Here is a 26,026-nt window from a genome sequence, read left to right as displayed (position 1 = left end):
TGAAGGCGGCGAAGGCGGTTTCGACTTCTGCGTGGGCTGCCGCGGTCGCATAACGCAAGTGCATGCTCGCAGGGATGGTTTGCGAGCGCCCGCACTCAGCGAGGCGGCCAGATTGCATCAAGCGTGACGTCCTTCCGTGACAGGTCGTATGTCAGACCAAGAATACAGAACGATGTAACGCGAATATATCTTTTGACGCAATCAGGCTCTCAGCAAAGCCGACTTTACATTAACCGAGTTCTCGCAATCGGGCGAGCGCAGCCTTGATCGCGGCGATATCCTCTTCACGGGCAACAAGGTTGCTCTTGGTCTCCTCGACCACGTCTTCGGGAGCGCTTTCGGCGAATTTGGGATTGCCGAGACGTCCGCGCAGACCGCCAGCCTCTTTCTCGAGCTTGCCGAGCGCCTTCTCGAGACGCGCGATCTCCTCGGCGATATCGACAAGTCCCTCAAGCGGGAGGCCGAATGTCGATGTGCCGACGGGAATCGTGATTGTGCCGCGCGGGAAACTCTCGGTTTCCTCAAGGCTCTCGATTCGGGCAAGGCGTTTGATGAGGTCGGCGTTGCGGTCCCATGCGGCCTGCTCGTCCGGTCCGAAGCCGGTTACGAGCATCGGCGCATAGAGCCCGACCGGCACGCGCATCTGCGCGCGCGCGGACCGCGTGCCCTCGATCACCGCGATGACCCAGCGCATTTCCTGCTCAGCGGCGGTGTCGACAAGCATCTCGGCGCGGTATTCCGGCCAGTCCGCGTGGACAAGCATGCCGTCACGCTTGGCTGACAGGTCCCAAAGCTCTTCGGTGACGAAGGGCATGAACGGATGCAGCAGCACCATGCATTGATCGAGCACCCAGCCCATCGTGGCGCGGGTCTCAGCGACGATCGCCTCGTCCTTGTCAAATAGCGGTTTAGAGAATTCGACATACCAGTCGCAGACCACGCCCCAGACGAAGCGGTAAAGCGCGTTCGCGGCATCGTCGAAGCGGTAGGCTGCAAGGGCCTCGTCCACGGTCTCGCGGATGCGGGCGGTCTCTCCGATGATCCAGCGGTTGACGGTCTCGGTCGCCTCGGGCGGGGTGGCCGTCGCGGTGCGGTTCTCGAAGACGCCGTTCATCTCGGCGAAGCGGCAGGCATTCCAGAGCTTGGTGCCGAAATTGCGGTAGCCCGCGATCCGGTCCTTCGAGAGCTTCAGATCGCGCCCCATTGCCGCCATCGAAGACAGCGTGAAACGCACCGCGTCCGCGCCGTATTCCTCGATCAGATCGAGCGGGTCGAGCACGTTGCCGAGCGATTTCGACATCTTCTTGCCCTTCTCGTCGCGCACCAGCGCATGGACATAGACAGTGTCGAAGGGACGCTCGCCGACAACGGCGTATTGCATCATCATCATTCGGGCGACCCAGAAGAAAATGATGTCGAAGCCGGTGATCAGGACAGAGGTCGGGAAGTAGCGCTTCAGCTCTTCCGTTTCCTCGGGCCAGCCGAGCGTGCCGATCGGCCAGAGCCCCGAGGAGAACCAGGTGTCGAGCACGTCGGGATCGCGGAAGACCGGGATCGTCTTCGGGCCCTGCGCCTGCCGGATCGCGCCTTCGTCGGTCCAGTTGTCGAGATAGACACGGAAATGCTCCAGCGCGGCTTGCTCGTCCTGAAGCACTCGGAATTCGGCGTCATCGCCCCAAAGGACGCGCAGCTTCTCGAGCGCCTCGGCCTCGGTCGCGGCGCAGACATGATGCCAGTCGGTCCCGCCGGCCGGATTCGGCGCATACCAGACTGGGATCTGGTGGCCCCACCAGAGTTGGCGCGAGATACACCAGGGCTCGATATTCTCGAGCCAGTGGAAATACACCTTCTTGTCACGCTCCGGCAGGATCTGGACCGTGCCGTCTCTCACCGCGTCGAGCGCCGGGCCAACCACGGCCTCGGCATCGACGAACCACTGGTCTGTGAGCATGGGCTCGATCACGACCTTCGAGCGGTCGCCGAAAGGCTGCATGATGAGCTTTTCCTCGACGAGCGGGACCAGCTCTTCGGCGCGGGCCTCGCCACCTTCCTCGGGCGCGACGGGCTTGGCCGCTTTCGTGCCGAGGCGCGGATCGTGGCCGGGAACCATGACCGCGAGGCCTTCCTCGGTGATCTGATCGACAACGGCGCGCCGTGCCTCGAAGCGGTCCATCCCGCGCAGATCGTCGGGGACAAGGTTGACCGCGTCGGTTTCGGCCTCGTCCAGCGTGCGCTCGCCGCGTGCGACGGCCATGGCGATCTCGGCGGCCTCCGCGTAAGGGGCGCCATCCCCGCGCATCCGGGCGGACGTGTCCATCAGCCTGTAGCAGGGGATGCCGCCTCGCTTGGCGACCGCGTAGTCGTTGAAATCATGGGCGCCGGTAATCTTCACCGCGCCCGAGCCGAAATCGGGATCGGGATATTCGTCGGTGATGATGGGGATCAAGCGGCGATGCTCTTTCGGGCCGACCGGGATCTCGCAGAGCGCGCCGACGATGGGCGCATAGCGCTCATCCGAGGGGTGCACCGCGACCGCGCCGTCGCCGAGCATGGTCTCGGGGCGAGTGGTCGCGATGGAGATGTAGTCGCGCTCTTCCTCGAAGAGCACGTTTCCGTCCTCGTCCTTCTCGACATAGGTATAGGTGCGTCCGCCCGCGAGCGGATACTTGAAGTGCCACATATGGCCGTTCGTCTCGACGTTCTCGACCTCGAGATCGGAGATCGCGGTCTCGAAATTCGGATCCCAGTTCACCAGACGCTTGCCGCGGTAGATCAGGCCCTTGTCGTACATGTCGACGAAGACTCGGATGACCGCGTCGTGGAAGTTGCCGTCCTCGCCCTCGGGGGCGTTCGGGGCGCCCGACATGGTGAAGGCCTCGCGCGACCAGTCGCAGGAAGCACCCAGGCGCTTGAGCTGTCCGATGATCGTGCCGCGCGACTTGATCTTCTGTTGCCAGACGCGCTCGAGGAAGGCGTCGCGGCCCATATCGCGGCGCGACGGCTCGCCATTGGCGGCCATTTCGCGCTCCGTAACCATCTGGGTTGCGATGCCCGCATGATCGGTGCCGGGCTGCCAGAGCGTGTCGTGCCCGCGCATCCGGTGCCAGCGCACGAGGATGTCCTGCAGCGTGTTATTGAAGGCATGCCCCATATGCAGGGAACCGGTGACGTTCGGCGGCGGGATCACGACCGAGAAGGACTCTGCATTAGGTTTGGCATTCGCGCCTGCGCGGAACGCGCCCGAGGTCTCCCAGGCGTCGTAAATACGGGTTTCAGCGGATTTCGCGTCGAACGTCTTGTCCATCGCCATCGGTCTCGCGGCTCCTTCGTCGTGCGCTGCCGCTGTAGCGCGGGCAGGCGGGGAGGAAAAGCGCGAAGCTGGGAATTCCGGCTGTGCAATGAAATGCGGCGGTGCCCCAGGGAGGAGGAGAGGGACACCGCCGCTTATCACAAAGGTCAGGGAGGAGGAGAGACCTTTGTGTTCCGTTCGGGCCTGTTGGCCCGGAATGTCGGTGGCGGCGATCCCCCAGGGAGGAGGAGAGGAGGATCACCGCCTGATCCGAAGACCCCAAGGGAGGAGGAGAAGGGCCTTCAGCTCGGGTGCGGACGTGGCGCTTGGGCCGGTCCGCGAATTTCGGTGGCGACGACCCCCTAGGGAGGAGGAGAAGAGAGCCGCCGCCTGATCCGAAGGCCCCAAGGGAGGAGGAGAAGGACCTTCAGCTCGGTTGGAGAGGGGGCGCTTGGCCCGATCTCCGGTATATCGTGCGGCGACACCAGGGAGGAGGAGGGTGTCGCCGCGGTCGAATGAGGGCCCTAAAGGGAGGAGGAAGGCCCTCAAAGCTTCCGGGGAACGAGCGCCCCCCGTATTGGTTCCGCCAGTCTAGTCACGGACTGACGTGTGTTGCGTGCCGGCACCGGGTTTGCGTCCGATGCCAGGGCGTCAGCGCTCCTGCGCGGCCTGCCAGGCGATCGTGCGGATCATCGAGCGGTTCAGCCCGAGATCGGCCAGTTCGCGGTTGCTGAGCTGCGACAGCTCGGACACCGTCTGGTTGAAGACCCGGCGCCGCTCCATGCGAGCACGGAGATCTTCGGAGATCGTTGCGAGGAGGCCGGAGAAGCGGCTCTGCGTCTGTGTGTTCGTGTAGGCCATGGCTTAGCTTTCCATCGGCTTGAGTGCGTTGTTGACCTCAAGATGGCCTCGATGCTGCAGTTGCACAATGGACTTATCGGCAACGCTGCTATGCATCTTTCGCATGGATAAAGGGGCCTATAAACAGCAGCTTACCTGATTGTCATTTTGGTTCCATCCCCTTTACCACACGTCCGATCTACTTAATCGGGAGCGCTAACATACCTTCGGACGCCCCAGATTGTGCTGCGGCGCGGCATTGGCGTGTGGGTGTTCGATGAGCGCTCGCGGCGCGCTTTCACGCGCGCGAGGGCGTACGTGGTCCGTATTAATATGTGCCCGGTTTGGAGCGGCCGGACGTCCTCGCGCGCAGTCTTGGGATTTCATGGGCGCCCACGTGGGAAAGCATGGGCGCGAGGCGGCGAGAGGCGAGTCAGGCGTATCTCGGGCAGTCTTTCCGGGCGATTCCTCGCATTTCGGAATGGCAGCCGAGACGCACCGTGCGGGATTTTCGAGATTTCGGGCTGCGTGCAGAACATTTTTGGGATTTCGTGGGGCGCATCGAGCGTGCCGCTTGAGGCGCTACATGTAGTTACTTTGGGCGCAGTTTCGCCGATATAAGCTAAAATTTTCGTGATTCTGCGCCACTACATTTAGTTTTCCACAGGGGCTGTGGACAATATTCGGTACTGCAATGCGAAAAAAGTTATTGCGTTCCATAAAATCCCATGTAATCCATTGTTCATCGACGAGGGCAGGAAGACAGCGGATAAAAAAATCAACCGCGACACACTTCCCCGAAAAAACAAAACAGAGCGGGTTTCATACAGGCACCTCGCTCTCGTCGACCAAAACGGAATTCCGGCGTGCGGGCGAGCAGACATCCCCCCCCCAGGTGGCGCGCGCGATCGGGATCCTCCCGCCCAAGCGGGACAAGGGCGGCGGGTTGATCGATGGCAGCGGATCAACTCGCCGTTTCTCTTTTCGGGGGTCGGACAGTGAAAGGGCCGGGCAGTGGGCCGCAGGCTGAGGTTCAGAGGATCGGGCCACCAGAAGGTGGACAAGAAGGGGCGGGTGTCTATCCCGGCCTCTTTTCGCCGTGTCCTCGAGGCGGGCGATCCCGCCTGGGAGCCCGGCCAGAACCCCGAATTCGTCATCGTTTACGGCGATCACCGGCGCAATTTTCTCGAATGTTACACGATGGTCGCGATCGAGGAGGTCGAGGACCAGATCGATGACATGCCGCGCGGCTCGCCCGAGCGTCGCATCCTCGAGAACATCTTCACCGGCCTGAGCGTGACCGCGACGGTTGACGAGACGGGGCGCATCGTCCTGACGCAGCTTTTGCGCGACAAGATCGGCGTGCCGCTTGATTCCGAGGCATTCTTCATCGCCTCCGGCGACACGTTCCAGGTCTGGAATCCCGAGACCTACAACGAGGTCGAGCGCGCCCGTGTCGACGAATATCTCGACGCGCTGCCCGCCGATGTCGATCCGCTGACCCTCTTGCCCGAAAAGCGAAAGCGGGAGGAATAAGCGATGAGCCAGGGCGATGCTGCCACGCCTGAAAGCCCGCATGTTCCGGTTCTGCTTGCGCCTATTCTCAAGGCTGCCGCGCCCGTATCGGGCCGTTGGATCGATGGAACCTTCGGCGCGGGTGGCTATGCCAAGGGGCTCGTCGCGGCTGGCGCGGATGAGGTCATCGGGATCGATCGCGATCCTCTCGCCCATGAGCTCGCCGAAAGCTGGGTGCCTGATTACAAGGGTAAAATCCGGCTGGAGCGCGCGAATTTCGCTCAGATGGACGAGGTCGCGCGGGATGTCGACGGGGTCGTTCTGGATCTTGGCGTTTCGTCCATGCAGCTCGATCGCGCCGAGCGCGGCTTTTCCTTCATGAAGGACGGGCCGCTCGACATGCGGATGTCGCAGGATGGGCCTTCAGCCGCCGATATCGTCAACGAGGCGGGCGAGGCGGAACTCGCCGAGATCCTTTTTGTCTTTGGCGAAGAGCGCGCCTCGCGCCGCATCGCGCGGGCGATCCTGCGCGAGCGCGCCGAAGAGCCGATCACCACGACCGGCCGGCTCGCCGGCATTGTCGAAGGCTGCCTGCCGCGCGCCAAGCCCGGCCAGTCCCATCCCGCGACACGCTCTTTCCAGGCGCTTCGGATCGCGGTGAACAACGAATATGAGGCGCTTTACGAGGGGCTCATGGCCGCCGAGCGCGCGCTCGCGCCGGGCGGTCTTCTGGCGGTCGTCACGTTCCACTCGGTGGAAGACCGGATGGTGAAGCGGTTCCTGCAGATGCGGGCGGGACAAACCGGCCGTGCCAACCGCTTCCAGCCGCTTGTCGAAGAGCCCGATCCGCAATTCACACTTGTCTCCAAGAAGGCCATCGGCCCCGATGCGGCAGAGCTCGAGGCCAACCCGCGGGCGCGCTCGGCCAAGCTGCGCCTTGCGCGCCGCACCGAAGCCCCATCGGGCGAGATAGACGCGAAATCCCTGGCCATGCCGGAACTCAGGAAAGGCGGACGCTGATGCGCACGTTTCTCTATATTCTGACCTTCATGTCCGTGATCGGGCTCGCCTTCTGGGCCTATCGCGAGAATTACCGCACGCAGGAAGCGCTGTCCGAGGTGCAACAGCTGCGCGGCGCCATCGGGGCCAACCGGGAACGGCTCTCGGTCCTGAAGGCCGAATGGGCCTATCTCAACCGGCCAGACCGGCTTGCCGATCTCGCCCAGGTCAATTTCGAACGCCTCGGCCTTCTGGAGTTTCGTCCCGAGCAGTTCGGCCGCGTCGACCAGATCGTCTATCCCGCGCCGCCGATCATGGAGCTGAGCGATCCGGTGGAGCTGTCCAGCGATGGAGGGCAAGAGCCATGATCCGCACGCCCCTGCGCCCGCTCGCCCGCATTCTCGAAGCCCGCCAGAAAGGCGAGAATCCCGATGCCATCGAGCGGGAGAACCTGCGTATCCGCCACGAGCAGATGCGCGACCAGGCCCGCACCCGCGCCGAGGGGCGCCTGCTTGTCCTCGGCGTCGCCTTCTTCTGCGTCTTTGCCGTCACTGGTGCGCGCATGGCGATGCTGGCCGCCTCCGAGCCGGCAGAGCCGCGCGCCTATACGCAAGGGGCCTCGATCGTCTCGCAGCGCGCGGACATCGTCGACCGGCGCGGACGGATCCTCGCGACCAACATGGAGACGCATTCGCTCTACGCGCATCCGCAGCAGATGATCGAGCCCGAGCGCGCTGCCAAGGAGCTGGCCGCTATCTTCCCCGAGCTCAAAGAAGAGCGTCTTCTCAAGGACTTCACCGGTAAGCGGAAATTCGTCTGGGTCCGCAAGAAGCTCAGCCCCGAGCAGAAGCAGGCGGTGCATGACATCGGCGAGCCCGGCCTTCTCTTCGGCCCGCGCGAGATGCGGCTTTATCCCAACGGCACGCTTGCCGCGCATGTCCTGGGCGGCGCGCGCTTCGGGCAGGAAGGGGTGCATTCCGCCGAGGTCGTGGGAACGGCAGGGATCGAGCGCTTCTTCGACAAGGAACTCCGCGATCCCGCGCGCAAGGGCGCGCCTCTGGAGCTGTCGATCGACCTGACCGTTCAGGCCGCGATGGAGCGCGTTCTGTCGGGCGGCATGATGCTGATGAACGCCAAGGGCGCGGCGGCGGTGCTGATGGATGTACATACCGGCGAAGTGGTCTCCATCGCCTCGCTTCCGAGCTTCGATCCGAACGACCGGCCGATGCCGCCGACGCAGGGCTCCCCGGCGGACAGCCCGCTCTTCAACCGCTCCGTGCAGGGGGTCTACGAGCTTGGCTCGACCTTCAAGATTTTCGCGGCGGCGCAGGCGATGGAGCTTGGCCTCGTCGCGCCGGACACGGTGATCGATACCAAGCCGCCCATGCGGGTCGGCGGTCACCGGATTGGCGAATTCCAGGGCAAGAATTACGGCGATCTGACGGTTTCGGACGTCATCGTGAAAAGCTCCAACCGGGGCACCGCGAAGATGGCGCTGCAGATCGGCATCGATCGCCAGCAGGAGTTCCTGAAGTCGCTCGGTTTCTTCGATCCGGCGCCGCTTGAGATCGCGGAGGCGGAGGGCGGCAAACCGCTCCTGCCGTCGAAATGGACCGATCTTTCGAGCGTGACGATTTCCTATGGCCATGGCCTATCGGCCTCGCCGTTGCATCTGGCTGCCGGTTACTCGGCCATCGCGAATGGCGGATTTGCCGTGAAGCCGACGCTGCTGAAGCAAACGGGCCCCAAATACGGGCCGCGCGTCATGTCGGACCGCTCGGCCGAGCGCTCGCGCGCCATGCTCCGCGCTGTCGTGACCGAAGGCACGGCAAGCTTCGGCGAAGTGCCAGGCTATCACGTCGGCGGCAAAACGGGCACGGCCGACAAGCCGAAGGAGCGCGGGGGCGGCTACTATGATGACAAGGTCATCGCGACGTTTGCGACGATGTTCCCGGCCCATGCGCCCGAATACGTGCTGATCGTGACGCTCGACGAGCCGGTGGAGACGATGGGCGAAAAACCTCGGCGCACCGCTGGCTGGACCGCCGTGCCGGTCGCCGCCGAGATGATCGGCAGGATTGCGCCGCTTCTCGGGCTTCGGCCCGACTACGATGAGCCGGATCTGCTGCAATTGACGGCCAACTGACGTAAGCGGCCCCTTGAACAGGGGCGGCGTTCCGGGCCAACAACATCGCGGGGGCAACAGCCCCTTGTATCGGCCATCGCGTCCGCAGGAGGGAGATTTGTCCGTGAGCGAGACCACCAAGACGCTCGGCGAGCTCGGGCTGACGGCCCGGTCGGGGCGCGATGCGAAAATCACCGGGCTGGCGGTGGACAGCCGCGACGTGCGCGACGGCTACCTTTTCGCGGCACTCCCCGGCACGCGGGTGCATGGCGCGGACTTCATCCAATACGCCCTGAGGCAGGGCGCGGGTGCGATCCTGACCGATGCCGAGGGTGCGGAGATCGCGAGCACGGAGCTGTCAGCCTCAGATGCCGCGCTCGTCGTCGCCGCCGATCCTCGCCAAGCGCTGTCCTACAGTGCAGCGCTCTGGTTCGGCGCGCAGCCCGAGACGATGGTCGCGGTGACCGGGACCAATGGCAAGACTTCGGTCGCGGCGTTCACCCGGATGATCTGGCAAGAGCTCGGGCACCGCGCGATCAATCTCGGCACGACCGGGGTCGAGGGCGACTGGCATGCGCCGCTCAAGCACACGACGCCCGAACCCATCACGCTGCATCGCGCGCTCGCCGAGGCCGCGGCCTCCGGCGTCGATTTCGCGGCGATGGAAGCCTCCTCGCACGGGCTCGAGCAGCGCCGGCTCGACGGCGTGCAGCTGCGCGCGGCAGGCTTCACCAATTTCAGCCAGGACCACCTCGATTATCACAAGAGCTTCGACGATTACTTCGCGGCCAAGGCGGGGCTTTTCGCCCGTGTTCTGCCCGAAGAAGGAACGGCCGTCATAAACATCGAAGATGCGCGCGGGGTCGACATGGCGGCCATCGCCCATGCGCGCGGTCAGGATCTTATCACGGTCGGTCGCGCCGAGGGCGCCGATCTGTGCATGATGGCGCAGCGGTTCAACGCCACCGGACAGGATGTGCGCCTGCGCTATCGCGGCGCGATCAAGCAGCTCGAACTCAGTCTCATCGGCGGCTTCCAGGCAGAGAATGCGCTTGTCGCCGCCGGTCTCGTCATCGCCTGCGGAGAGGATGCCGAGGCGGTTCTGGATACCTTGCCGCGCCTCTCGACGGTGCGCGGGCGGATGCAGCTTGCGGCCAAGCGCGAGAACGGCGCGGCGGTCTTCGTCGATTACGCCCATACGCCAGGCGCTGTTGAAACCGCGATCCAGGCGCTGCGCCCGCACGTGATGGGCCGGCTCGTCGCTATTGTCGGCGCGGGCGGGGATCGCGACGCCGGGAAGCGGCCGCTGATGGGGCAGGCGGCGGCGGATCACGCGGATCTCGTGATCGTAACAGATGACAACCCGCGCTCCGAAGATCCGGCGGCGATCCGCGCTGCCGTGATGGCCGGCGCGCCCGAGGCGATCGAGATCGGCGACAGGGCCGAGGCGATCCTGCGCGGCGTTGATGCGCTCGCGCCGGGTGATGCGCTTCTGATCTGCGGCAAGGGCCACGAGACGGGCCAGATCGTCGGCGACACCGTCTACCCCTTCGATGACGCCGAGCAGGCGAGCGTCGCCGTGACCGCGCTTGACGGAGGGCAGCCGTGAGCCTCTGGACGAGCGCCGAAGCGGTGGTCGCCACAGGCGGGCGGACCACTGCGAACTGGGAGGCACGCGGCGTCTCCATCGATACTCGGACGCTGAAGTCCGGCGACCTTTTCGTCGCCTTGCAGGCGGCGCGCGACGGGCATGATTTTGTAGCAGATGCATTGGCAAAGGGAGCAGCGGCGGCGCTCGTGAGCCGGGTGCCCGAGGGCCTGCCCGAAGATGCGCCGCTCCTGATCGTCGAGGATGTGCAGGCGGGCCTCGAGGCGCTGGGGCATGCGGGACGGGCGCGCACGAAAGCCAAGGTCGTCGCGGTCACGGGCTCGGTCGGTAAGACCTCCACCAAGGAAATGCTGCGCCAGGTCCTGGGCGGACAAGGCAAGACCCATGCAGCCGAGGCCTCCTACAACAACCATTGGGGTGTGCCGCTGACGCTGGCGCGGATGCCGCGAGATGCCGATTTCGCGGTGATCGAGATCGGCATGAACCATCCCGGAGAGATCGCGCCCCTGGCCCGCATGGCGCGCCCGCATGTAGCGATGGTCACCATCGTCGCCCCCGCCCACCTCGAGGCGTTCGAGAGCATCGAGGGCATCGCGCGCGAAAAAGCGTCGATCTTCGAGGGGCTGGAGCCGCGCGGGACCGCGATCTACAACGGCGATCTTCCGACCTCTCCGATCCTCTCCGAGACAGCGGCGCGCTACGCAAAGCGCAGCATCAGTTTCGGCGAAGCGGCGCCAAACCATCACCGCGTCACCGACGTTCAGGTCAAGGATGCTGCGACCGTCGCGCATCTGCGTGCCTGGCGGCAGCCTGTCCTTTACAAGGTCGCCGTGCCGGGCCGGCACTTCGCGGTCAATGCCGCGGCGGTGTTGGCCACGGTTTGGGCACTTGGTCTCGACCGCGCCCGGGCGCTCTGCGATCTTGGAGCCTGGTCCCCCGGCGCAGGCCGCGGCCACCGCGAGCGGATCTCGCTCGATATCGCGCAGACCGATGCCTGGATCGAGCTGATCGACGACAGCTACAACGCCAACCCCGCCTCGATGGGGGCGGCGCTCGAAGTTCTGGCCGGGGCCGAGCCGCGCCATGACGTCGGCCGTGTCGGGAAGGGGCGCCGGATCGCCTATCTTGGCGACATGAAAGAGCTCGGACCCACGGCGCAGGCGCTCCATGCCGGGCTGGCGGATCTGCCCGCGATGGCGCGGATCGACCGCGTTCATTGCGTCGGGCCTCTCATGCACGCGCTCTGGAAAGCGTTGCCGCGGGAAAAACAGGGACATTGGGCCGAGGACGTGCAGTCGATGCAAGCGCGGCTCGCCCGCGATCTCGACGCCGGCGACGTGGTGCTGGTGAAAGGATCGCTTTCGATGGGGCTGGGCCGTCTGGTTGACGCGATACGCAAAATGCGCCAAGGCACCGACCCATCCTGACAGTGCTGCGCTGACCCCGTGATCGCGGAGAAAGGAACCCTTTCATGCTCTACTGGCTGGCCGAATTGTCGGACGGGGGCGGTGCCTTCAACCTCTTTCGCTACATCACCTTCCGCGCGGGCGGCGCGTTCCTGACGGCGCTTGTCTTCGGCTTCCTGTTCGGACGGCCGCTGATCGATGTCTTGCGCCGGACGCAAGGCAAGGGGCAGCCGATCCGCAGCGATGGGCCGGAAGGACATCTCACCAAGGCCGGAACGCCGACGATGGGCGGGCTCTTGATCGTTGGCGCGCTTCTGACCTCCACGCTTCTCTGGGCACGGCTCGACAATCCATTTGTGTGGATGGTGCTCTTCGTGACCATGTCCTACGCGGCCATTGGCTTTGCCGACGATTATTCAAAGGTCCGCAAGCAGACCTCGGCGGGGGTGCCCGGAAAGGTGCGGCTTCTGCTCGGGTTCATCATTGCGGGCGTCGCGGGCACATGGGCCGCCCTCTACCACCCCGAGGCGCTGACGGGGCAGCTGGCCTTTCCGTTTTTCAAGAACCTGCTTCTCGATATGGGCCTGTTCTTCGTGCCGTTCGCGATCATCGTGATCGTGGGTGCGGCGAATGCCGTGAACCTGACGGACGGGCTCGACGGGCTCGCGATCATGCCGGTAATGATTGCCGCCGGAACGCTCGGTATCATCGCCTACGCGGTCGGCCGCGTCGACGTGACCGAGTATCTCGACGTGCACTACGTTCCGGGAACGGGCGAGCTTCTGATCTTCACCGCCGGCATCTTTGGCGGCGGGCTGGGGTTCCTGTGGTACAACGCGCCGCCTGCGGCGGTCTTCATGGGCGATACCGGCTCGCTCGCGCTTGGCGGCGCACTTGGGGCGATCGCGGTTGCCACCAAGCACGAGCTGGTTCTGGCCATTGTCGGTGGACTGTTCGTGGTGGAGGCGCTCTCGGTGATCGTGCAGGTGCTCTACTTCAAGCGCACGGGCAAGAGGGTGTTCCTGATGGCACCGATCCACCACCATTACGAGAAGAAGGGCTGGGCCGAGCCGCAGATCGTGATCCGGTTCTGGATCATCTCGCTGATCCTGGCGCTGATCGGCCTCGCCACGCTGAAGGTGCGCTGAGCGGCGCGGGGCGTTAGTACCCGCGCCAGATCCAGCCACCGCCAAGTATGCGGCTGCCGCCGGTTTCGTAGAAAACGCACGCCTGACCGGGCGAGACGCCTTCCTCGGGCGTCAGCAATTCAACCTCGGCTTCGGTCTTGGAAATCGGCCGGATCACGGCTTCGCGCGGTGGCCGGGTGGAGCGCACCTTGACCGAAACGTGCCATTCCTCGGCGCCGGTGAAAGGCCCATCGCCCAGCCAGTTGATCTCGCGGACGGGAATGGTGCGGGTCGCCAGCAGCTCTTTCGGGCCGACGACGACGCGCTTGTTCTCGACATCGAGTTTCACGACGTAAAGCGGCTCGTCGAGGCCGCCGATCCCGAGCCCGCGCCGCTGGCCGATCGTGTAATGGATCACGCCCCGATGTGTTCCGAGCACCCTGCCATCCGCATGCACGATCTCTCCGGGCTCTGCCGCGCCGGGGCGCAATTTCTCGATCACGCTCGCATAATTGCCGTCGGGCACGAAGCAGATGTCCTGGCTGTCGGGCTTGTCGGCAACGACAAGACCATAGCGCTGCGCGAGCGCGCGGGTCGCGTCCTTCGAGGGCAGGTGCCCCAGCGGAAAGCGCAGGAAGTCGAGCTGCTCGGGCGTCGTGGAGAACAGGAAATAGCTCTGGTCGCGGTTCGCATCCGTGGCGCAGTGCAGCTCCGCCCCGTTCGGTCCGTCCTTGCGCTGGATGTAATGACCGGTTGCCATGCAATCGGCATCGAGATCCTTCGCTGTTTCCAGCAGGTCTTTGAACTTGACGCGTTCGTTGCACCTGATGCAGGGCACAGGCGTCGCGCCGCCAAGATAGCTGTCGGCGAACTCGTCGATGACCGCGTCGCGGAAGATGTTCTCGTAATCGAGAACATAATGGGGAAAGCCCATTTCCTCTGCCACCCGGCGCGCATCGTGAATGTCGATACCGGCGCAGCACGCGCCCTTCTTGGCGAGTGCCGCACCGTGATCGTAAAGCTGCAGCGTCACGCCCACGACGTCGTAACCTTCTTCCGCAAGCTTCGCGGCCACGACCGAGCTGTCTACGCCGCCCGACATCGCAACGACGACGCGGGTTTCGGCGGGCGGTTTGGCAAAGCCAAGCGAATTCAGCTTGGAGGCATCGAGGGGCATGATCGCTCCGAGGAAAGGGTGAGTCCGGACCGGCGGAATATAAGAAAATCCGCTCTATTCTCAAGGCCGCGTTTCATCCGCCATTAAGGGCGTCGGCGCATGGTCCCTCCGAGTATTTCGACGGAGAGGGCAATGTACCTCAAGAAAATCGACGGGCCGCGTGCGGTGCGGCTGCCCGACGGCACGATGATGACGCGTGCCGACCTGCCGCCTGCAGAGACAGAACGCTGGGTCGCCTCGCGCAAACTGGCGGTGGTGCGCGGCGTCCGATTCGGCCTGATCACCGAGGCACAGGCGATTGAGCTCTACGGTCTTTCGGAGGAGGAACTCGCCGAATGGATGAGCGCGGCTAAGACTTTCGGGAAAAACGGCCTGAAAGCAACGCGCGTTCAGTCGAGACGACAACTATAGGTTGCGCGAATCGTTTAACGCAGTACATTTAACACACGTTAAGGTTTTTGAATGAGGCTTGAGTTCACCTCTCAATCCGCACCGGAGACACCTCATGCGTGTATTGCTCGTAGAAGACGACCCGACGACCTCCAAAAGCATCGAAATGATGCTCACTCACGCGAACCTCAATGTTTATGCGACCGATCTTGGGGAAGAGGGCGTCGATCTGGCGAAGCTCTACGACTACGATCTGATCCTGCTCGACATCAATTTGCCCGACATGAACGGGCATGATGTGCTGCGGCAGCTGCGGATGGCGCGGATCGACACGCCGATCCTGGTCCTGTCAGGTGATCTCGATACGGAAAGCAAGCTCAAATCCTTCGGCTTCGGGGCCGACGATTACATGACCAAACCTTTCCATCGTGATGAACTGGTCGCCCGGATTCACGCGATCATCCGCCGCTCGAAAGGGCATGCCCAGTCGATCATCCGGACGGGCCGAATCGACGTCAATCTCGACGCAAAGACCGTCGAGGTCGCGGGGCGCCAGGTGCATCTGACGGGTAAGGAATACCAGATGCTCGAACTCTTGAGTCTCAGGAAGGGCACAACCCTGACGAAAGAGATGTTCCTGAACCATCTTTACGGCGGCATGGACGAGCCCGAACTCAAGATCATCGACGTTTTCATCTGCAAGTTGCGTAAGAAACTGTCCCAGGCGACCGGTGAGCCAAGCTACATCGAAACGGTCTGGGGGCGTGGCTACGTCCTGCGCGATCCGGTTGCGGAACCTGCCGGCCAAAAGGTCGCGGCCCGCGCCTGACCTGATCCTCCGTCTGCCCGCGAGACTCCCGCTGGACCCTGCGCGATCAGCGACCTATCACTTGGGCGCGCAGGATGTCAGCGGAGAGGCGCATGAACGGGCAGACGGACCATGCCGAAGTTGCGGTCGCCGATCTCGACCGAGCCGCCGCGGAGGCGGAATTGGCGCGCCTTGCCGAGCTGCTCGCCGAAGCGAATACCGCCTATCACCGCGATGATGCGCCAGAGCTGACAGACGCCGAATATGATCGGATCAAGCGGCGCAACCGCGAGATCGAGGATCGTTTCCCCGATCTCAAGCGCGCGGACTCGCCGTCCGAGCAAGTCGGCGCCGCGCCCGCGGAGGGTTTCGACAAGGTCACGCATAGTCAGCGCATGATGTCGCTTGGCAATGCTTTCGAGGATCAGGAGATCTTCGAGTTCGATACGCGCATCCGCCGCTATCTGGGTCTGGCCGCCGATGCGCCTCTCGCATACACCGCCGAGCCCAAGATCGACGGTCTGTCCCTCGCACTTCGCTACGAAGGCGGGGTTCTCGTTCAGGCGGCCACACGCGGCGACGGTGCAGTCGGTGAGAACGTCACCCAAAATGCCCGCACGATCGAGACGATCCCCGAGCGCCTGACGGGCGCGCCGGAGATCCTCGAGGTGCGTGGCGAAGTCTATATGAGCCATGACGATTTCGCGGCGCTGAACGCCCGGCAGGAAAGCCGCGGTGGCAAGACCTTCGCCAATCCGCGCAATGCTGCGGCGGGCAGCTTGCGCCAGCTCGACGCGTCGATCACCAAGGACCGGCCTTTACGCTTTTTTGCCTATGGATGGGGTGAGCTGTCGGAGGCTCTGGCGGAAACGCAAGGCGGTGCGATCGACCGACTTGCCGCTCTGGGCTTTCAGACCAATCCATTGACCGCGATCTGCACCGGTCCCGAAGAGATGCTCGCGCATTATGCCCGCATCGAGGAACAGCGCGCGACGCTCGGCTATGACATCGACGGTGTCGTCTACAAGGTCGACGATCTGGCCTTGCAGGCGCGTCTTGGCTTCCGCTCGACCACGCCACGTTGGGCAATTGCCCATAAGTTTCCCGCTGAACTCGCCTGGACCCGGCTTGAGAAGATCGAGATCCAGGTCGGGCGGACCGGCGCCTTGTCACCGGTCGCGCGGCTGGCCCCGGTCACGGTCGGCGGTGTCGTTGTGTCGAACGCGACGCTTCACAACGAAGATTACATTGCCGGGCGGGACGCGAATGGCGCGCCCATCCGCGACGGCAAGGACATTCGCGAAGGGGACTGGGTCCAGGTCTACCGCGCTGGCGACGTGATCCCGAAAGTCGCCGATGTCGACCTCGACAAGCGCCCGAAAGACAGCCAGCCCTTTGCCTTCCCGCAAGAATGCCCGCGCTGCGGCTCTGCCGCGATCCGCGAAGAGGGCGACGCCGTCCGGCGCTGCACCGGCGGGCTGATCTGCCCCGCGCAGGCGGTGGAGCGGCTCAAGCATTTCGTGTCCCGTGCCGCTTTCGACATCGAGGGGCTCGGCTCGAAGCAGGTCGAGCAATTCTATGTCGATGGGTGGATCAAGGAGCCCGCGGATATCTTCACCCTGTCGGACCGCTATGGCAGCGGCATGCAGCAGTTGAAAAATCGCGAAGGGTGGGGCGAAAAATCGGCGCAGAACCTCTTCGATGCGATCGAAGCGCGGCGGCGCATTCCGCTCGGTCGGCTGATCTTCGGTCTCGGCATCCGGCATGTGGGCGAGGTCGCCTCGAACACTCTGGCGCGGCATTACGGTGACTGGCCAACCTTCGAGACCGCGATGGACGAAGCGGCGGATCTCGAAGGTTCAGCCTGGGATGACCTGATCGGCATTGACGGGGTCGGCCAGGTGCTGGCCCGCTCGCTTGTCACGACGATGAGCCAGGAGGCGGAGCGCGCCTCGATCGACCGGCTCGTAAGGCATCTGTCCGTCGAACGCGCTGCCAAACCCGCAACCGAGGGCAGCCCCGTTGCGGGCCAGACGATCGTCTTCACCGGCACCCTCGAGAAGATGACACGCGCGGAAGCGAAGGCGCGGGCCGAGGCGCTTGGCGCAAAGGTGTCCGGGTCTGTCTCGGCCAAGACCGATCTCGTGGTCGCGGGCCCCGGCGCAGGCTCCAAGGAAACGAAGGCCCGCGAGCTTGGCGTCGATATCCTCGATGAGGACGGCTGGCTTGCGCTCATCGGTCAGGCATGACGGGTCGGCCCGAGGCCCTGTTTCCGATCTTCGCCGAGCTCACGACTTTGCCGGGCGTCGGGCCGAAGATCGCGCAACAAATTGAAGGCCTCGACATCGAGGCGCCGCGAGATCTTCTGTTCCTGCTCCCGTATTCCGGCATCGATCGGCAGGTTCGCGACAGCGTGCAGGGCGCGGAACTGCCGCAAACGCTGACGGTGCCGGTCACGATCGGGGCGCACCGGCCCTCGCGCACCCGGACGGGCGCCTACCGGATCGAAGTCTCCGACAATCGGCTCGAGTTCGAGTTGGTCTATTTCCGGGGCCGCTCGGATTACCTGCAGAAACTTCTGCCGACCGGGCAGCGCCGTCTTGTCTCGGGCCGAGTCGAACTTTTCGACGGGCGCGCGCAGATGGTGCATCCCGACCACGTTCTGACCGAGGCTGAGGCCGACGCCCTGCCGGCATTCGAGCCGACCTATCCCTTGACGGGCGGCGTCACGCAGCGCGCCATGAGCCGCGCGGTCCAGGCCGCGCTCGAACGTGCGCCGGACTTGGCGGAATGGATCGATCCGGCGCAAAAGTCTCAGGCAGGCTGGCCAGGCTGGCGCGAGGCCTTGATCGCGGCGCATGCGCCTGCTTCGGTGGCGGACCTGCTTCCCGACGCGCCGGCGCGGGCGCGGCTTGCTTATGACGAGCTTTTCGCGCACCAGCTGACGCTCGGCCTGGCGCGTGCCGCGCGCCGTCGCAGACCGGGTGCGGTCAGCCGCGGCGACGGGGCGCTGCGCGCACGCGTTCTTGAGGCATTGCCCTATGCGCCGACGGGCGCGCAGAGCCGCGCCATCGACGAGATCGCGGCCGATATGGCCGACGGCACCCGAATGAACCGGCTTTTGCAGGGTGATGTCGGGTCGGGCAAGACACTGGTGGCGCTCATGGCGCTGCTTGTCGCCGTCGAAGCGGGCGGGCAGGGCGTGATGATGGCCCCGACCGAGATCCTGGCGCGGCAGCACCTCGAAGGTCTGGCCCCGTTGGCCGAGGCGGCGAATGTCCGCCTTCAGCTTCTGACCGGCCGCGACAAGGGGCGAGAGCGCGCGGAAAAGCTCGATGCCTTGGAGCGCGGCGAGATCCACATCCTCGTCGGAACGCATGCCGTCTTCCAGAAAGACGTGCGGTTTCGGGACCTTCGCCTTGCGGTCGTCGATGAGCAGCATCGTTTCGGCGTAGCGCAACGGCTCGAGCTGGGCGCGAAAGGTCCGATGGCGGATATCCTGGTGATGACCGCGACACCGATTCCCCGGTCGCTGTCGCTCGCGCAATTCGGGGACATGGATGTGTCGATCCTCGATGAGAAGCCGCCGGGGCGAAAGCCGATCCGGACGGCGCTCGTCTCGTCAGAGCGGATGGACGAAGTGGTCGCGCATCTCAGAGGCGCGATCGAGGACGGACGGCAAGCCTATTGGGTTTGCCCGCTGGTCGATGAAAGCGAGGCGATCGACCTCGCCGCGGCCGAGGATCGGTTCAGGCATCTGCGTGCCGTTCTGGGAGAGGGCCGTGTCGGGCTCGTTCACGGACAGATGCCGCCTTCAGAGAAAGACGCAGCAATGGCCCGCTTCGTGGCGGGGGAGACGCAGGTCCTCGTCGCGACGACAGTGATCGAGGTTGGGGTCAACGTGCCCAATGCCACGATCATGGTGATCGAGCGCGCCGAATGGTTTGGCCTCGCGCAGTTGCACCAGCTGCGGGGCCGCGTCGGGCGGGGCGAGGCCGCATCAACCTGCCTATTGATGTATCGCCCTCCCTTGGGCGAAGCAGCAGAGCGCCGCCTGACGACCCTCCGCGAGACCGAGGACGGCTTTCGGATCGCCGAGGTTGACCTCGAGATGCGCGGTGCCGGAGACCTGATCGGAACCGCGCAATCCGGTCTGCCGCGCTTTCGTATCGCCGATCTCGAACGGCAGGCAGGGTTGATGAAGATCGCCCAAAGCGATGCGCGGCATCTCTTGTCGAGCGATCCGGCTCTCGAAAGCGACCGTGGAAAGGCCGCGCGCCTGCTACTCTGGCTCATGCGGCAGGATCGGGCGATCCGGCTTATCTCTGTCGGATAGTCGCGAAAAGTTCCGCTCCGTTCTCCCGTGTTCTCAAATGTTCCTAAAAAGTTCTTTACTCCGAGCGCTAAGTATGAGAACAAAAGGTTAACACGGAGTTGGAGGTACAGATGCTCGACCAGATCAAGACCACGATCCACCGTTCGCAAAACACGCTTTTGACCGATGCTCTCGGGGCGCTGTCGCTGGTTCTGATGCTCGTCGCCGGTTTGCACCTCTGATCCGTTTTCGCTTTCTGCCTGCGTTGCTTGTGCCGGACGTAATTCCGCATCCTTTGTCCCGGATGCCTCGCGACTGACACTGCCTGTCCCCCTCGTGCGCGACCCTGCGTGCCCGGATCTCACAAGACACGCCACTCGCCGCCATGCGCCCCAACGCATGGCGGCTTTTTCTTTGAGTCATGCGGTGAGGTGAGCTGATGCGGCGCCGGTGGCCCAACCGAAAGTCTCATCACATCCTCGCACCGAAGCTGTCTATACAAGGACAGCCTGCGCGCGAGAGACGAAGATTTCCTTAAGCGGATTGGTGGTGCGTTGCGTGTTCCATCGCTTCGGACGCCGCATCGAGCGCCAGAAGGATCGAGGCGTGGCGGTTCTTGTAGGCCGCGGCGGGGCGCAGCACCTCAAGCCCGTCAAAGGGGGCAGGCGGTGTCGGCCCGTCCGTTTTCAGCATTGCCTTGAGCGCGTCCCGTGCCGCCGTGACCTCGGCCTCGCTGCGCCCGATGATCGCATCGCCGACGACTGCGGCGGCCGCCTGACCGAGCGCGCAGGCCTTCACATCCTGTGCGTAGTCAACGACCCGGCCGTCCTCGACCTTGAGATCCACCGTCACCGTCGATCCGCACAGGGGCGATCGCTTTTTCACAGTCGCATCCGGCGCGTCGAGCCGGCCCGTCCGCGGGATATCGGCGGCGAGCGCAAGAATGCGATCGGAATAGAGTTTGATAAGATCCTGTTCGGCCGACATGGCTTTCCCTTTCACGCTTGTCCTCATAGATAGGGGCGGCAACGGCTGCTGCAAAAGGGTTTTTTCCCATGTCCTTTGATCCTCAGACCTTGGTCTATGATGCAAACGGTCTCGTGCCGGCGATCGCGCAGGATGCAGCGACCGAGGAAGTGCTCATGATGGCATGGATGAACGCGGAGGCCGTTACGAAAACGCTTGAAAGCGGGCGCGTAACCTATTGGTCTCGTTCCCGAAAATCTTTTTGGGTCAAAGGCGAAAGCTCCGGCCACGTGCAAGAGCTGGTCGAGATGCGCGTCGATTGCGACCGAGACTGCATTCTCGTGCGGGTGCGACAAACCGGCCCGGCCTGTCACACCAACCGCCGAAGCTGCTTTTACACGGCGGTCCGCGATGGCGACGAGGTGGAGATCATGGAGCCGATGGTCCCGTGACTCTAGGGGCTTACAGGCCTAACTTCGCGCGAATATCCCGGGGGCTGAGCCCGCTGTCGCGGTAGGTGCGGATCGCGCGAGCATCGTCGCGTTTGGCGAGGCGCTTGCCAGTGTCGTCGCGGATCAGCCGGTGATGCAGGTATCTTGGCGAGGCAAGTCCGAGAAGGCGTTGAAGAACAACATGAATCCGGGTTGCCTCGAACAGATCCCGTCCACGCACGACGTCGGTCACACCTTGCGCTGCGTCGTCGAGCACCACGGACAGATGATAGGACGTGCCCATGTCGCGTCTTGCGAGAACGACATCGCCGATCTCCGAGACAAGAGCTTCGGGCGAAATCCCGATCTCGCCGGTTTCATCGCCGGGGCCTCCGCCGCACTCGATAAATGAAAGCTGTTCTGCGCCAATGCGTTGCATCGCACGCCGCATGTCGAGGCGGAGCGCGGTCTCGCGGGGTCTAACACCTGTCGGCAACTCGTCCGGCCGGCAGGTTCCGGGATAGACGAGCCCGTCCGGCCCCAAGCGCGGTACGCCTTCCTGCGGTGCGGAGGCTGCCTCCTGGATGTCACGGCGCGAGCAGGAGCAGGGATAAAGAAGGCCCATGTCCCAGAGCCTGTCGAGCGCCGCGTCATAGGCAGGTTGGCGATCCGACTGCCGCATCACGGGCTCGGGCCAAGTCAGTCCCAACCAGTTCAGATCCTCATAAATCTGCGCTTCCCATTCTGGGCGGGCGCGTTGCCGGTCGATGTCCTCGATCCGGATGAGAAAGGTGCCGCCATGCTTGCGTGCCAGATCGAATGCCAGACAGGCAGAATAGGCGTGGCCAAGATGCAGCGGCCCCGTGGGCGACGGCGCGAAGCGGGTGATCAGACCCGCGCGCTCACTCGTCGCGGCCATAGCGGCGCGCACGGCGCTCTTCGCCCGACTGGTAGATCAGGATCCATGCGAGCAGGATGAACATCGGATGCGTCAGGCCGCCGGAGAACAGGATCGCGGGAATCCAGATCACGAAAACGATGATCGACGTGAAAATCCGACCCGTCAGCAGGATCGAAAGCGGCGGTAGAAAAAGGGCGAGCACGTAGTTCATCGGGTCACTCCGCCGCAGTCGCTATGGTCTGGGTGCCGAGCCAGCCCTGCCAGGCTTCCTTTGCCCGGTCGGTATAGGCCTTGTAGCGGTCGCGCCGTCCGCGCCGCCCGCCCTTGACGCCCTCAAGCGGGCGGAAAAGGCCGAAATTCACGTTCATCGGCTGGAACGTCTTGGCCTCGGCACCGCCGGTGATGTGGTGAACGAGTGCACCATGCGCGCTGTCTTGCGGCACGCTCGGCAGCTCTTGCCCGAGGATCTCAGCCGCAGCCATACGGCCCGCGAGAAGACCCATTGCGGCGGATTCCACGTAGCCCTCGACCCCGGTGATTTGCCCGGCGAAACGGATATTCGGCTGCGTTCTGAGGCGCATCCGCTCGTCGAGCAGCGTCGGCGAGTTGAGGAAGGTGTTTCGGTGGATCCCGCCGAGCCGCGCGAAAGACGCGTTCTCGAGGCCGGGGATCATCCGCAACACCTCTTTCTGCGCGCCGTATTTCATCTTGGTCTGGAAGCCGACGATATTGAACAGCGTTCCCAAGGCGTTGTCCCGGCGAAGCTGCACGACGGCCCAGGGTTTCACGTCCGGCTCGTGCGGGTTGGTCAGCCCGACAGGCTTCATCGGGCCGTGGCGCAACGTCTCCCGTCCCCGTTCTGCCATGACCTCGATCGGCAGGCATCCGTCGAAATAGCCGGCAGTCTCGCCTTCGTGGAACTCCGTCTTGTCGGCGGCCAGAAGCGCGTCGATGAAGGCCTCGTAGGTCTCCTTGTCCATAGGGCAGTTGAGATAGGCGCGCTGTTCTTCCTCGGTCTCGCCCTTGTCGTAGCGCGACTGCATCCAGGCCTTCGACATGTCGATCGTATCGGCATAGACGATGGGCGCGATGGCGTCGAAGAAAGCGAGGCTTTCGGTGCCGGTGGCGCGCGCGATCGCCTGGCCGAGCCCGTCCGAGGTCAAGGGGCCGGTCGCCATGATCCACTGCCCGTCCTGCGGCAGCTCGGAGATTTCCTCGTAGCTCACTTCGATATTGGGATGGGCGTTCAGCTGCGCGGTGATCTCTTCGGAGAACGGCTCGCGGTCGACCGCCAGCGCGCCGCCAGCCGGCAGGCGGTGGCGATAGGCGGTGGAGATCACGAGGCCGCCCGCTTCCTTCATCTCCCAGTGGAGAAGGCCCACGGCATTCTGTTCGTGATCGTCCGAGCGGAATGAATTGGAGCAGACCATCTCGCCGAGCTTGCCCGTCTTGTGGGCAAAGGTCTCCACCTTGGGGCGCATCTCGTGGATCACCACCGAGACGCCCATATTCGCCGCCTGCCATGCGGCCTCGGACCCGGCCATGCCGCCGCCCACGATATGCAACTTATCCGTCATGCCGCCCAGATAGGGATTCGATCCGCGTTTGTCACTGCTGCGACCAGGCGGGCGTGCGCTTTTCGAGAAAGGCTTTGATGCCTTCCTCGGTGTCGCGGTCGAGCATGTTCTCGACCATCACCGCGCCCGTGTATTCGTAAGCCTCTGCAAGCGGCAGCTCGATCTGGCGATAGAACGCCTCTTTGCCGGTTCGAACCGCCGAGCCGAGCTTGGCGGCCACCGTCTGCGCGAGCTCGTCCGTCGTCTCGGAGAGCGCGTTCGCGGGCGCGACACGGTTGATAAGCCCAAGCTCCTGCGCGCGCGCCGCTTCGACGAACGCGCCGGTCGTCAGCATCTCGAAGGCGTGCTTCCGCGGAATGTTGCGCGAGAGAGCCACCATCGGGGTGGAGCAGAAAAGCCCTATATTCACGCCGTTGACGCCGAATTTCGTGCCTTCGGCGGCAACCGCCATGTCGCAACTTGCCACGAGCTGACAGCCCGCTGCGGCCGCAAGTCCGTGCACCTCGGCGATGACCGGCTGGGGCAGGTGGATCACCTTCTGCATCATCTCGGCGCAGCGATCGAAGAGATCCTTGAACGCGGCGCGTCCCTTGTCATCAGCCCCGCGCGCGGCGGTCATCTCTTTAAGATCATGCCCCGCGCAGAACGCCCGGCCCGCGCCTTTCAGTACGACGACGCGCACGCTTCGATCATTGGCGATGCGATCGAGCTCTTCCACGAGAGCTGCGATCATCGCGTCCGAGAGCGGGTTCAATCGCTCGGGTGCGTTCAGCGTCAGATGTGCAACCGCGCCTTTGTCGTCACGTAACAGATGCGACATGCTTGCCCTCCTCATTCCCGCGCGTCAGCCTACGCGCGAGTGGAGCGGAAGAAAACGGGGGAGACGACACTCCGATGACGATCAAGGTGACAGCGGAAGAGATGGGCCCCTTCCTCGACGAGGTCTTCCCGCAAGTCAAAGGCATGTTCGGGATCGACCGCCTCGACGAGGATCTTCTCGTGATGCGGCTTTTCGCCAATGAACGGCATCTGCGTCCCGGCGGGACGGTTTCGGGCCCGGCGATGTTCGGTCTGGCCGATGTCGCAGCCTATGTGGCGACGATGGCGCGGATCGGGAAGGAGGCGCTGGCGGTCACGACCAATTGCTCCATCGATTTCATGCGAAAGCCCGAAGCCGGCCGGGACGTGCTGGCTGAATGCCGTGTTCTGAAGCTTGGCCGGGTGCTCAGCGTCTGTGATGTGCTGCTTTATTCCGAGGGTGCGCCGGAGCCGGTCGCGCGGGCGAATCTGACCTATTCCCTGCCGCCGAAGCCCTGAGCCAAAAAAAAGGCCGAGCACAAAGCTCGGCCGAAGTCCAACAGGGAGGTATGAAGATGATGCGCGTCTGACCGCGCCATCGACATACTGGGCAATTAATGAGCAGTTTTGAGTCGTTCAAGCCAGATTGTGCCGCACCTGCAACATGGCCGTTATGCGCTTTTCACATAGCGGGCCGGTCAGCCGGTGCCCATCTGCTGCCGCGTCTTGCGATGGGCGAAAATCTCGTCCTGAACGAAATCGCGGAACGCCTCTATCCTCTTGGAATGGCGCAGTTCCTCGGGATAGGCGAGGAAAACCGGCACATCGTTTGACTCTACGTCAGGCAGGACGCGGACGATGGAGGGGAAATCCTCTATGATGTAATCCGGCAACACCCCGATCCCGAGGTTGGAGATGACCGCCTGCAGAACGCCGAAGTAATTGTTCACCGAAAGCGTGGTTCTGATGTCGTAGGTCAAGAGCTCCTGCACGAGGTTCAGGCCCGCCGAAACCTGCGCCGAGCGGGTGTTCTGGCAGATGAGCCGATGCTGGCTCATGTCCTCCAGCGTCTCGGGCGTGCCATTGGCGGCGAGATAATCGGGCGATGCGTAGAGCCGCATCCGAATGTTCATCAGCCGCTTGCGAATGAGGTCTGCCTGCGAGGGCTCTTTCATGCGGATCGCAACATCGGCCTCGCGCATGGGCAGGTCGAGCACGCGTTCCTCCAGCATGAGGTCGATATTGAGCTCGGGATACTTGTCATAAAGCTTCGACAGGCGCGGGGCGAGCCAGAGCGAGCCAAAACCCGTCGTGGTCGTCACGCGCAACTCGCCGAAGACCTCTTCCTCGCTGTCGCGGATACGCGCTGTGGCCGCGTCGATCCGTTTGACCATCGCGACCGTCGCATCGAATAGCAATTCACCCTGTTCGGTGAGAATCAGTCCACGCGCATGTCGGTGAAACAAGGTCGTATCGAGCGCCTCTTCGAGCCCGCGGATCTGCCGTGACACGGCCGATTGCGACAGGTGAAGCGCATCGCCCGCATGCGTGAGGCTGCCAGCGTCGGCAACGGCGTGAAAGATTCTGAGTTTATCCCAATCCATGGCGGTCTCTTTCTTCCCTGTCCAAGCACCTACGCAAAACTATGTGAAAGGTTAAGCATCTTGCTGCCCAAGCTCCGGATAAATCCGCAATTTGCCTATGCAGGTCAGCTCATTTGACCTAAAATTCAAGTATTGGCGGCAGCATTTAG

General features: G+C 63.8%; 22 protein-coding genes. 13 read left to right on the top strand and 9 right to left on the bottom strand.

Annotated elements, in window-relative coordinates:
* Positions 1-229: 229 nt before the first annotated feature.
* Together FIU91_RS12780 and FIU91_RS12775 are read right to left on the bottom strand one after the other, a co-directional pair.
* A complete protein-coding gene (locus FIU91_RS12780) occupies positions 230-3,310 on the bottom strand; it encodes a valine--tRNA ligase (RefSeq protein WP_152462748.1) in 3,081 nt (1,026 codons plus the stop codon).
* Positions 3,311-3,940: 630 nt separating this feature from the next.
* On the bottom strand, positions 3,941-4,150 hold the full coding sequence (locus FIU91_RS12775; RefSeq protein WP_093010749.1) for a DUF1127 domain-containing protein: 210 nt from the start codon (positions 4,148-4,150) through the stop codon (positions 3,941-3,943).
* Positions 4,151-5,185: 1,035 nt separating this feature from the next.
* Here FIU91_RS12775 and mraZ point away from each other — a divergent pair.
* The 7 genes from mraZ (at position 5,186) to mraY (ending at position 12,931) form a co-directional block, all read left to right on the top strand.
* Complete coding sequence (gene mraZ / locus FIU91_RS12770; protein WP_245760221.1) at positions 5,186-5,665, top strand: division/cell wall cluster transcriptional repressor MraZ; 480 nt, start codon at positions 5,186-5,188, stop codon at positions 5,663-5,665.
* Between the two features lie 3 nt (positions 5,666-5,668).
* Entirely contained in the window at positions 5,669-6,664 is a 996-nt protein-coding gene (gene rsmH / locus FIU91_RS12765) for a 16S rRNA (cytosine(1402)-N(4))-methyltransferase RsmH (RefSeq protein ID WP_152462747.1), read from the top strand.
* Positions 6,664-7,011, top strand: coding sequence for a cell division protein FtsL (locus FIU91_RS12760; RefSeq protein WP_093010755.1), 348 nt, complete (start codon positions 6,664-6,666; stop codon positions 7,009-7,011). Before rsmH ends, FIU91_RS12760 begins: the two co-directional genes overlap by 1 nt.
* Positions 7,008-8,789, top strand: a complete 1,782-nt coding sequence (locus tag FIU91_RS12755; protein ID WP_152462746.1) for a penicillin-binding protein 2 — start codon at positions 7,008-7,010, stop codon at positions 8,787-8,789. The genes FIU91_RS12760 and FIU91_RS12755 overlap by 4 nt, the downstream gene beginning before the upstream one ends.
* A 103-nt stretch (positions 8,790-8,892) precedes the next feature.
* Positions 8,893-10,377: a UDP-N-acetylmuramoyl-L-alanyl-D-glutamate--2,6-diaminopimelate ligase gene (locus tag FIU91_RS12750; protein WP_152462745.1), complete on the top strand. Its 1,485-nt coding sequence runs from the start codon at positions 8,893-8,895 to the stop codon at positions 10,375-10,377.
* Positions 10,374-11,804, top strand: a complete 1,431-nt coding sequence (gene murF, locus FIU91_RS12745; RefSeq protein WP_152462744.1) for a UDP-N-acetylmuramoyl-tripeptide--D-alanyl-D-alanine ligase — start codon at positions 10,374-10,376, stop codon at positions 11,802-11,804. Before FIU91_RS12750 ends, murF begins: the two co-directional genes overlap by 4 nt.
* A gap of 44 nt (positions 11,805-11,848) precedes the next feature.
* Positions 11,849-12,931, top strand: coding sequence for a phospho-N-acetylmuramoyl-pentapeptide-transferase (mraY, locus tag FIU91_RS12740; protein WP_093010761.1), 1,083 nt, complete (start codon positions 11,849-11,851; stop codon positions 12,929-12,931).
* Positions 12,932-12,944: 13 nt separating this feature from the next.
* Here the strand turns inward: mraY and mnmA are convergent, their stop codons facing one another.
* A complete protein-coding gene (gene mnmA / locus FIU91_RS12735; RefSeq protein WP_152462743.1) occupies positions 12,945-14,087 on the bottom strand; it encodes a tRNA 2-thiouridine(34) synthase MnmA in 1,143 nt (380 codons plus the stop codon).
* Positions 14,088-14,219: 132 nt separating this feature from the next.
* On the opposite strand from mnmA, the gene FIU91_RS12730 reads away from it, so the two are divergent.
* The 4 genes from FIU91_RS12730 (at position 14,220) to recG (ending at position 19,621) form a co-directional block, all read left to right on the top strand.
* Positions 14,220-14,498, top strand: a complete 279-nt coding sequence (locus FIU91_RS12730; RefSeq protein ID WP_152462742.1) for a DUF1153 domain-containing protein — start codon at positions 14,220-14,222, stop codon at positions 14,496-14,498.
* Between the two features lie 94 nt (positions 14,499-14,592).
* Positions 14,593-15,306 carry a response regulator transcription factor CtrA gene (ctrA, locus tag FIU91_RS12725; protein WP_152462741.1) on the top strand — a complete coding sequence of 238 codons (714 nt, stop codon included), beginning with the start codon at positions 14,593-14,595 and terminating at the stop codon, positions 15,304-15,306.
* A 92-nt stretch (positions 15,307-15,398) separates the two neighbouring features.
* Positions 15,399-17,534 (top strand): NAD-dependent DNA ligase LigA, encoded by a 2,136-nt coding sequence (ligA, locus tag FIU91_RS12720; protein ID WP_254701957.1) that lies wholly within the window; start codon positions 15,399-15,401, stop codon positions 17,532-17,534.
* The gene (gene recG / locus FIU91_RS12715; RefSeq protein WP_152462739.1) at positions 17,531-19,621 is read left to right on the top strand and encodes an ATP-dependent DNA helicase RecG; all 2,091 of its coding nucleotides are present in this window, start codon (positions 17,531-17,533) and stop codon (positions 19,619-19,621) included. The genes ligA and recG overlap by 4 nt, the downstream gene beginning before the upstream one ends.
* Before the next feature lie 513 nt (positions 19,622-20,134).
* Here the strand turns inward: recG and FIU91_RS12710 are convergent.
* Positions 20,135-20,587: an iron-sulfur cluster assembly scaffold protein gene (locus tag FIU91_RS12710; protein ID WP_152463729.1), complete on the bottom strand. Its 453-nt coding sequence runs from the start codon at positions 20,585-20,587 to the stop codon at positions 20,135-20,137.
* A 68-nt stretch (positions 20,588-20,655) separates the two neighbouring features.
* Here FIU91_RS12710 and hisI point away from each other — a divergent pair, with 68 nt between their 5' ends.
* Complete coding sequence (gene hisI / locus FIU91_RS12705) at positions 20,656-21,018, top strand: phosphoribosyl-AMP cyclohydrolase (RefSeq protein ID WP_152462738.1); 363 nt, start codon at positions 20,656-20,658, stop codon at positions 21,016-21,018.
* A gap of 10 nt (positions 21,019-21,028) precedes the next feature.
* Here the strand turns inward: hisI and gluQRS are convergent, their stop codons facing one another.
* The 4 genes from gluQRS to FIU91_RS12685 are packed head-to-tail and all read right to left on the bottom strand — an operon-like array spanning position 21,029 to position 24,295.
* Entirely contained in the window at positions 21,029-21,916 is an 888-nt protein-coding gene (gene gluQRS, locus FIU91_RS12700) for a tRNA glutamyl-Q(34) synthetase GluQRS (RefSeq protein WP_152462737.1), read from the bottom strand.
* Positions 21,900-22,109, bottom strand: a complete 210-nt coding sequence (locus FIU91_RS12695) for a hypothetical protein (protein ID WP_152462736.1) — start codon at positions 22,107-22,109, stop codon at positions 21,900-21,902. The genes gluQRS and FIU91_RS12695 overlap by 17 nt, the downstream gene beginning before the upstream one ends.
* A 4-nt stretch (positions 22,110-22,113) precedes the next feature.
* A complete protein-coding gene (trmFO, locus tag FIU91_RS12690; RefSeq protein ID WP_093010781.1) occupies positions 22,114-23,475 on the bottom strand; it encodes a methylenetetrahydrofolate--tRNA-(uracil(54)-C(5))-methyltransferase (FADH(2)-oxidizing) TrmFO in 1,362 nt (453 codons plus the stop codon).
* Positions 23,476-23,506: 31 nt separating this feature from the next.
* Positions 23,507-24,295: an enoyl-CoA hydratase gene (locus FIU91_RS12685; RefSeq protein ID WP_152462735.1), complete on the bottom strand. Its 789-nt coding sequence runs from the start codon at positions 24,293-24,295 to the stop codon at positions 23,507-23,509.
* 74 nt (positions 24,296-24,369) lie between these two features.
* Here FIU91_RS12685 and FIU91_RS12680 point away from each other — a divergent pair, with 74 nt between their 5' ends.
* Positions 24,370-24,792, top strand: coding sequence for a PaaI family thioesterase (locus FIU91_RS12680; RefSeq protein WP_152462734.1), 423 nt, complete (start codon positions 24,370-24,372; stop codon positions 24,790-24,792).
* Positions 24,793-24,971: 179 nt separating this feature from the next.
* On the opposite strand, the gene FIU91_RS12675 is transcribed toward FIU91_RS12680, so the two are convergent.
* Positions 24,972-25,877 carry a LysR family transcriptional regulator gene (locus tag FIU91_RS12675; protein WP_093010787.1) on the bottom strand — a complete coding sequence of 302 codons (906 nt, stop codon included), beginning with the start codon at positions 25,875-25,877 and terminating at the stop codon, positions 24,972-24,974.
* Positions 25,878-26,026 lie beyond the last annotated feature (149 nt).

Source organism: Roseivivax sp. THAF30, assembly GCF_009363575.1.
Classification (GTDB): Bacteria; Pseudomonadota; Alphaproteobacteria; order Rhodobacterales; family Rhodobacteraceae; genus Roseivivax; species Roseivivax halotolerans.
This window is presented reverse-complemented; position numbering and strand designations above follow the sequence as displayed.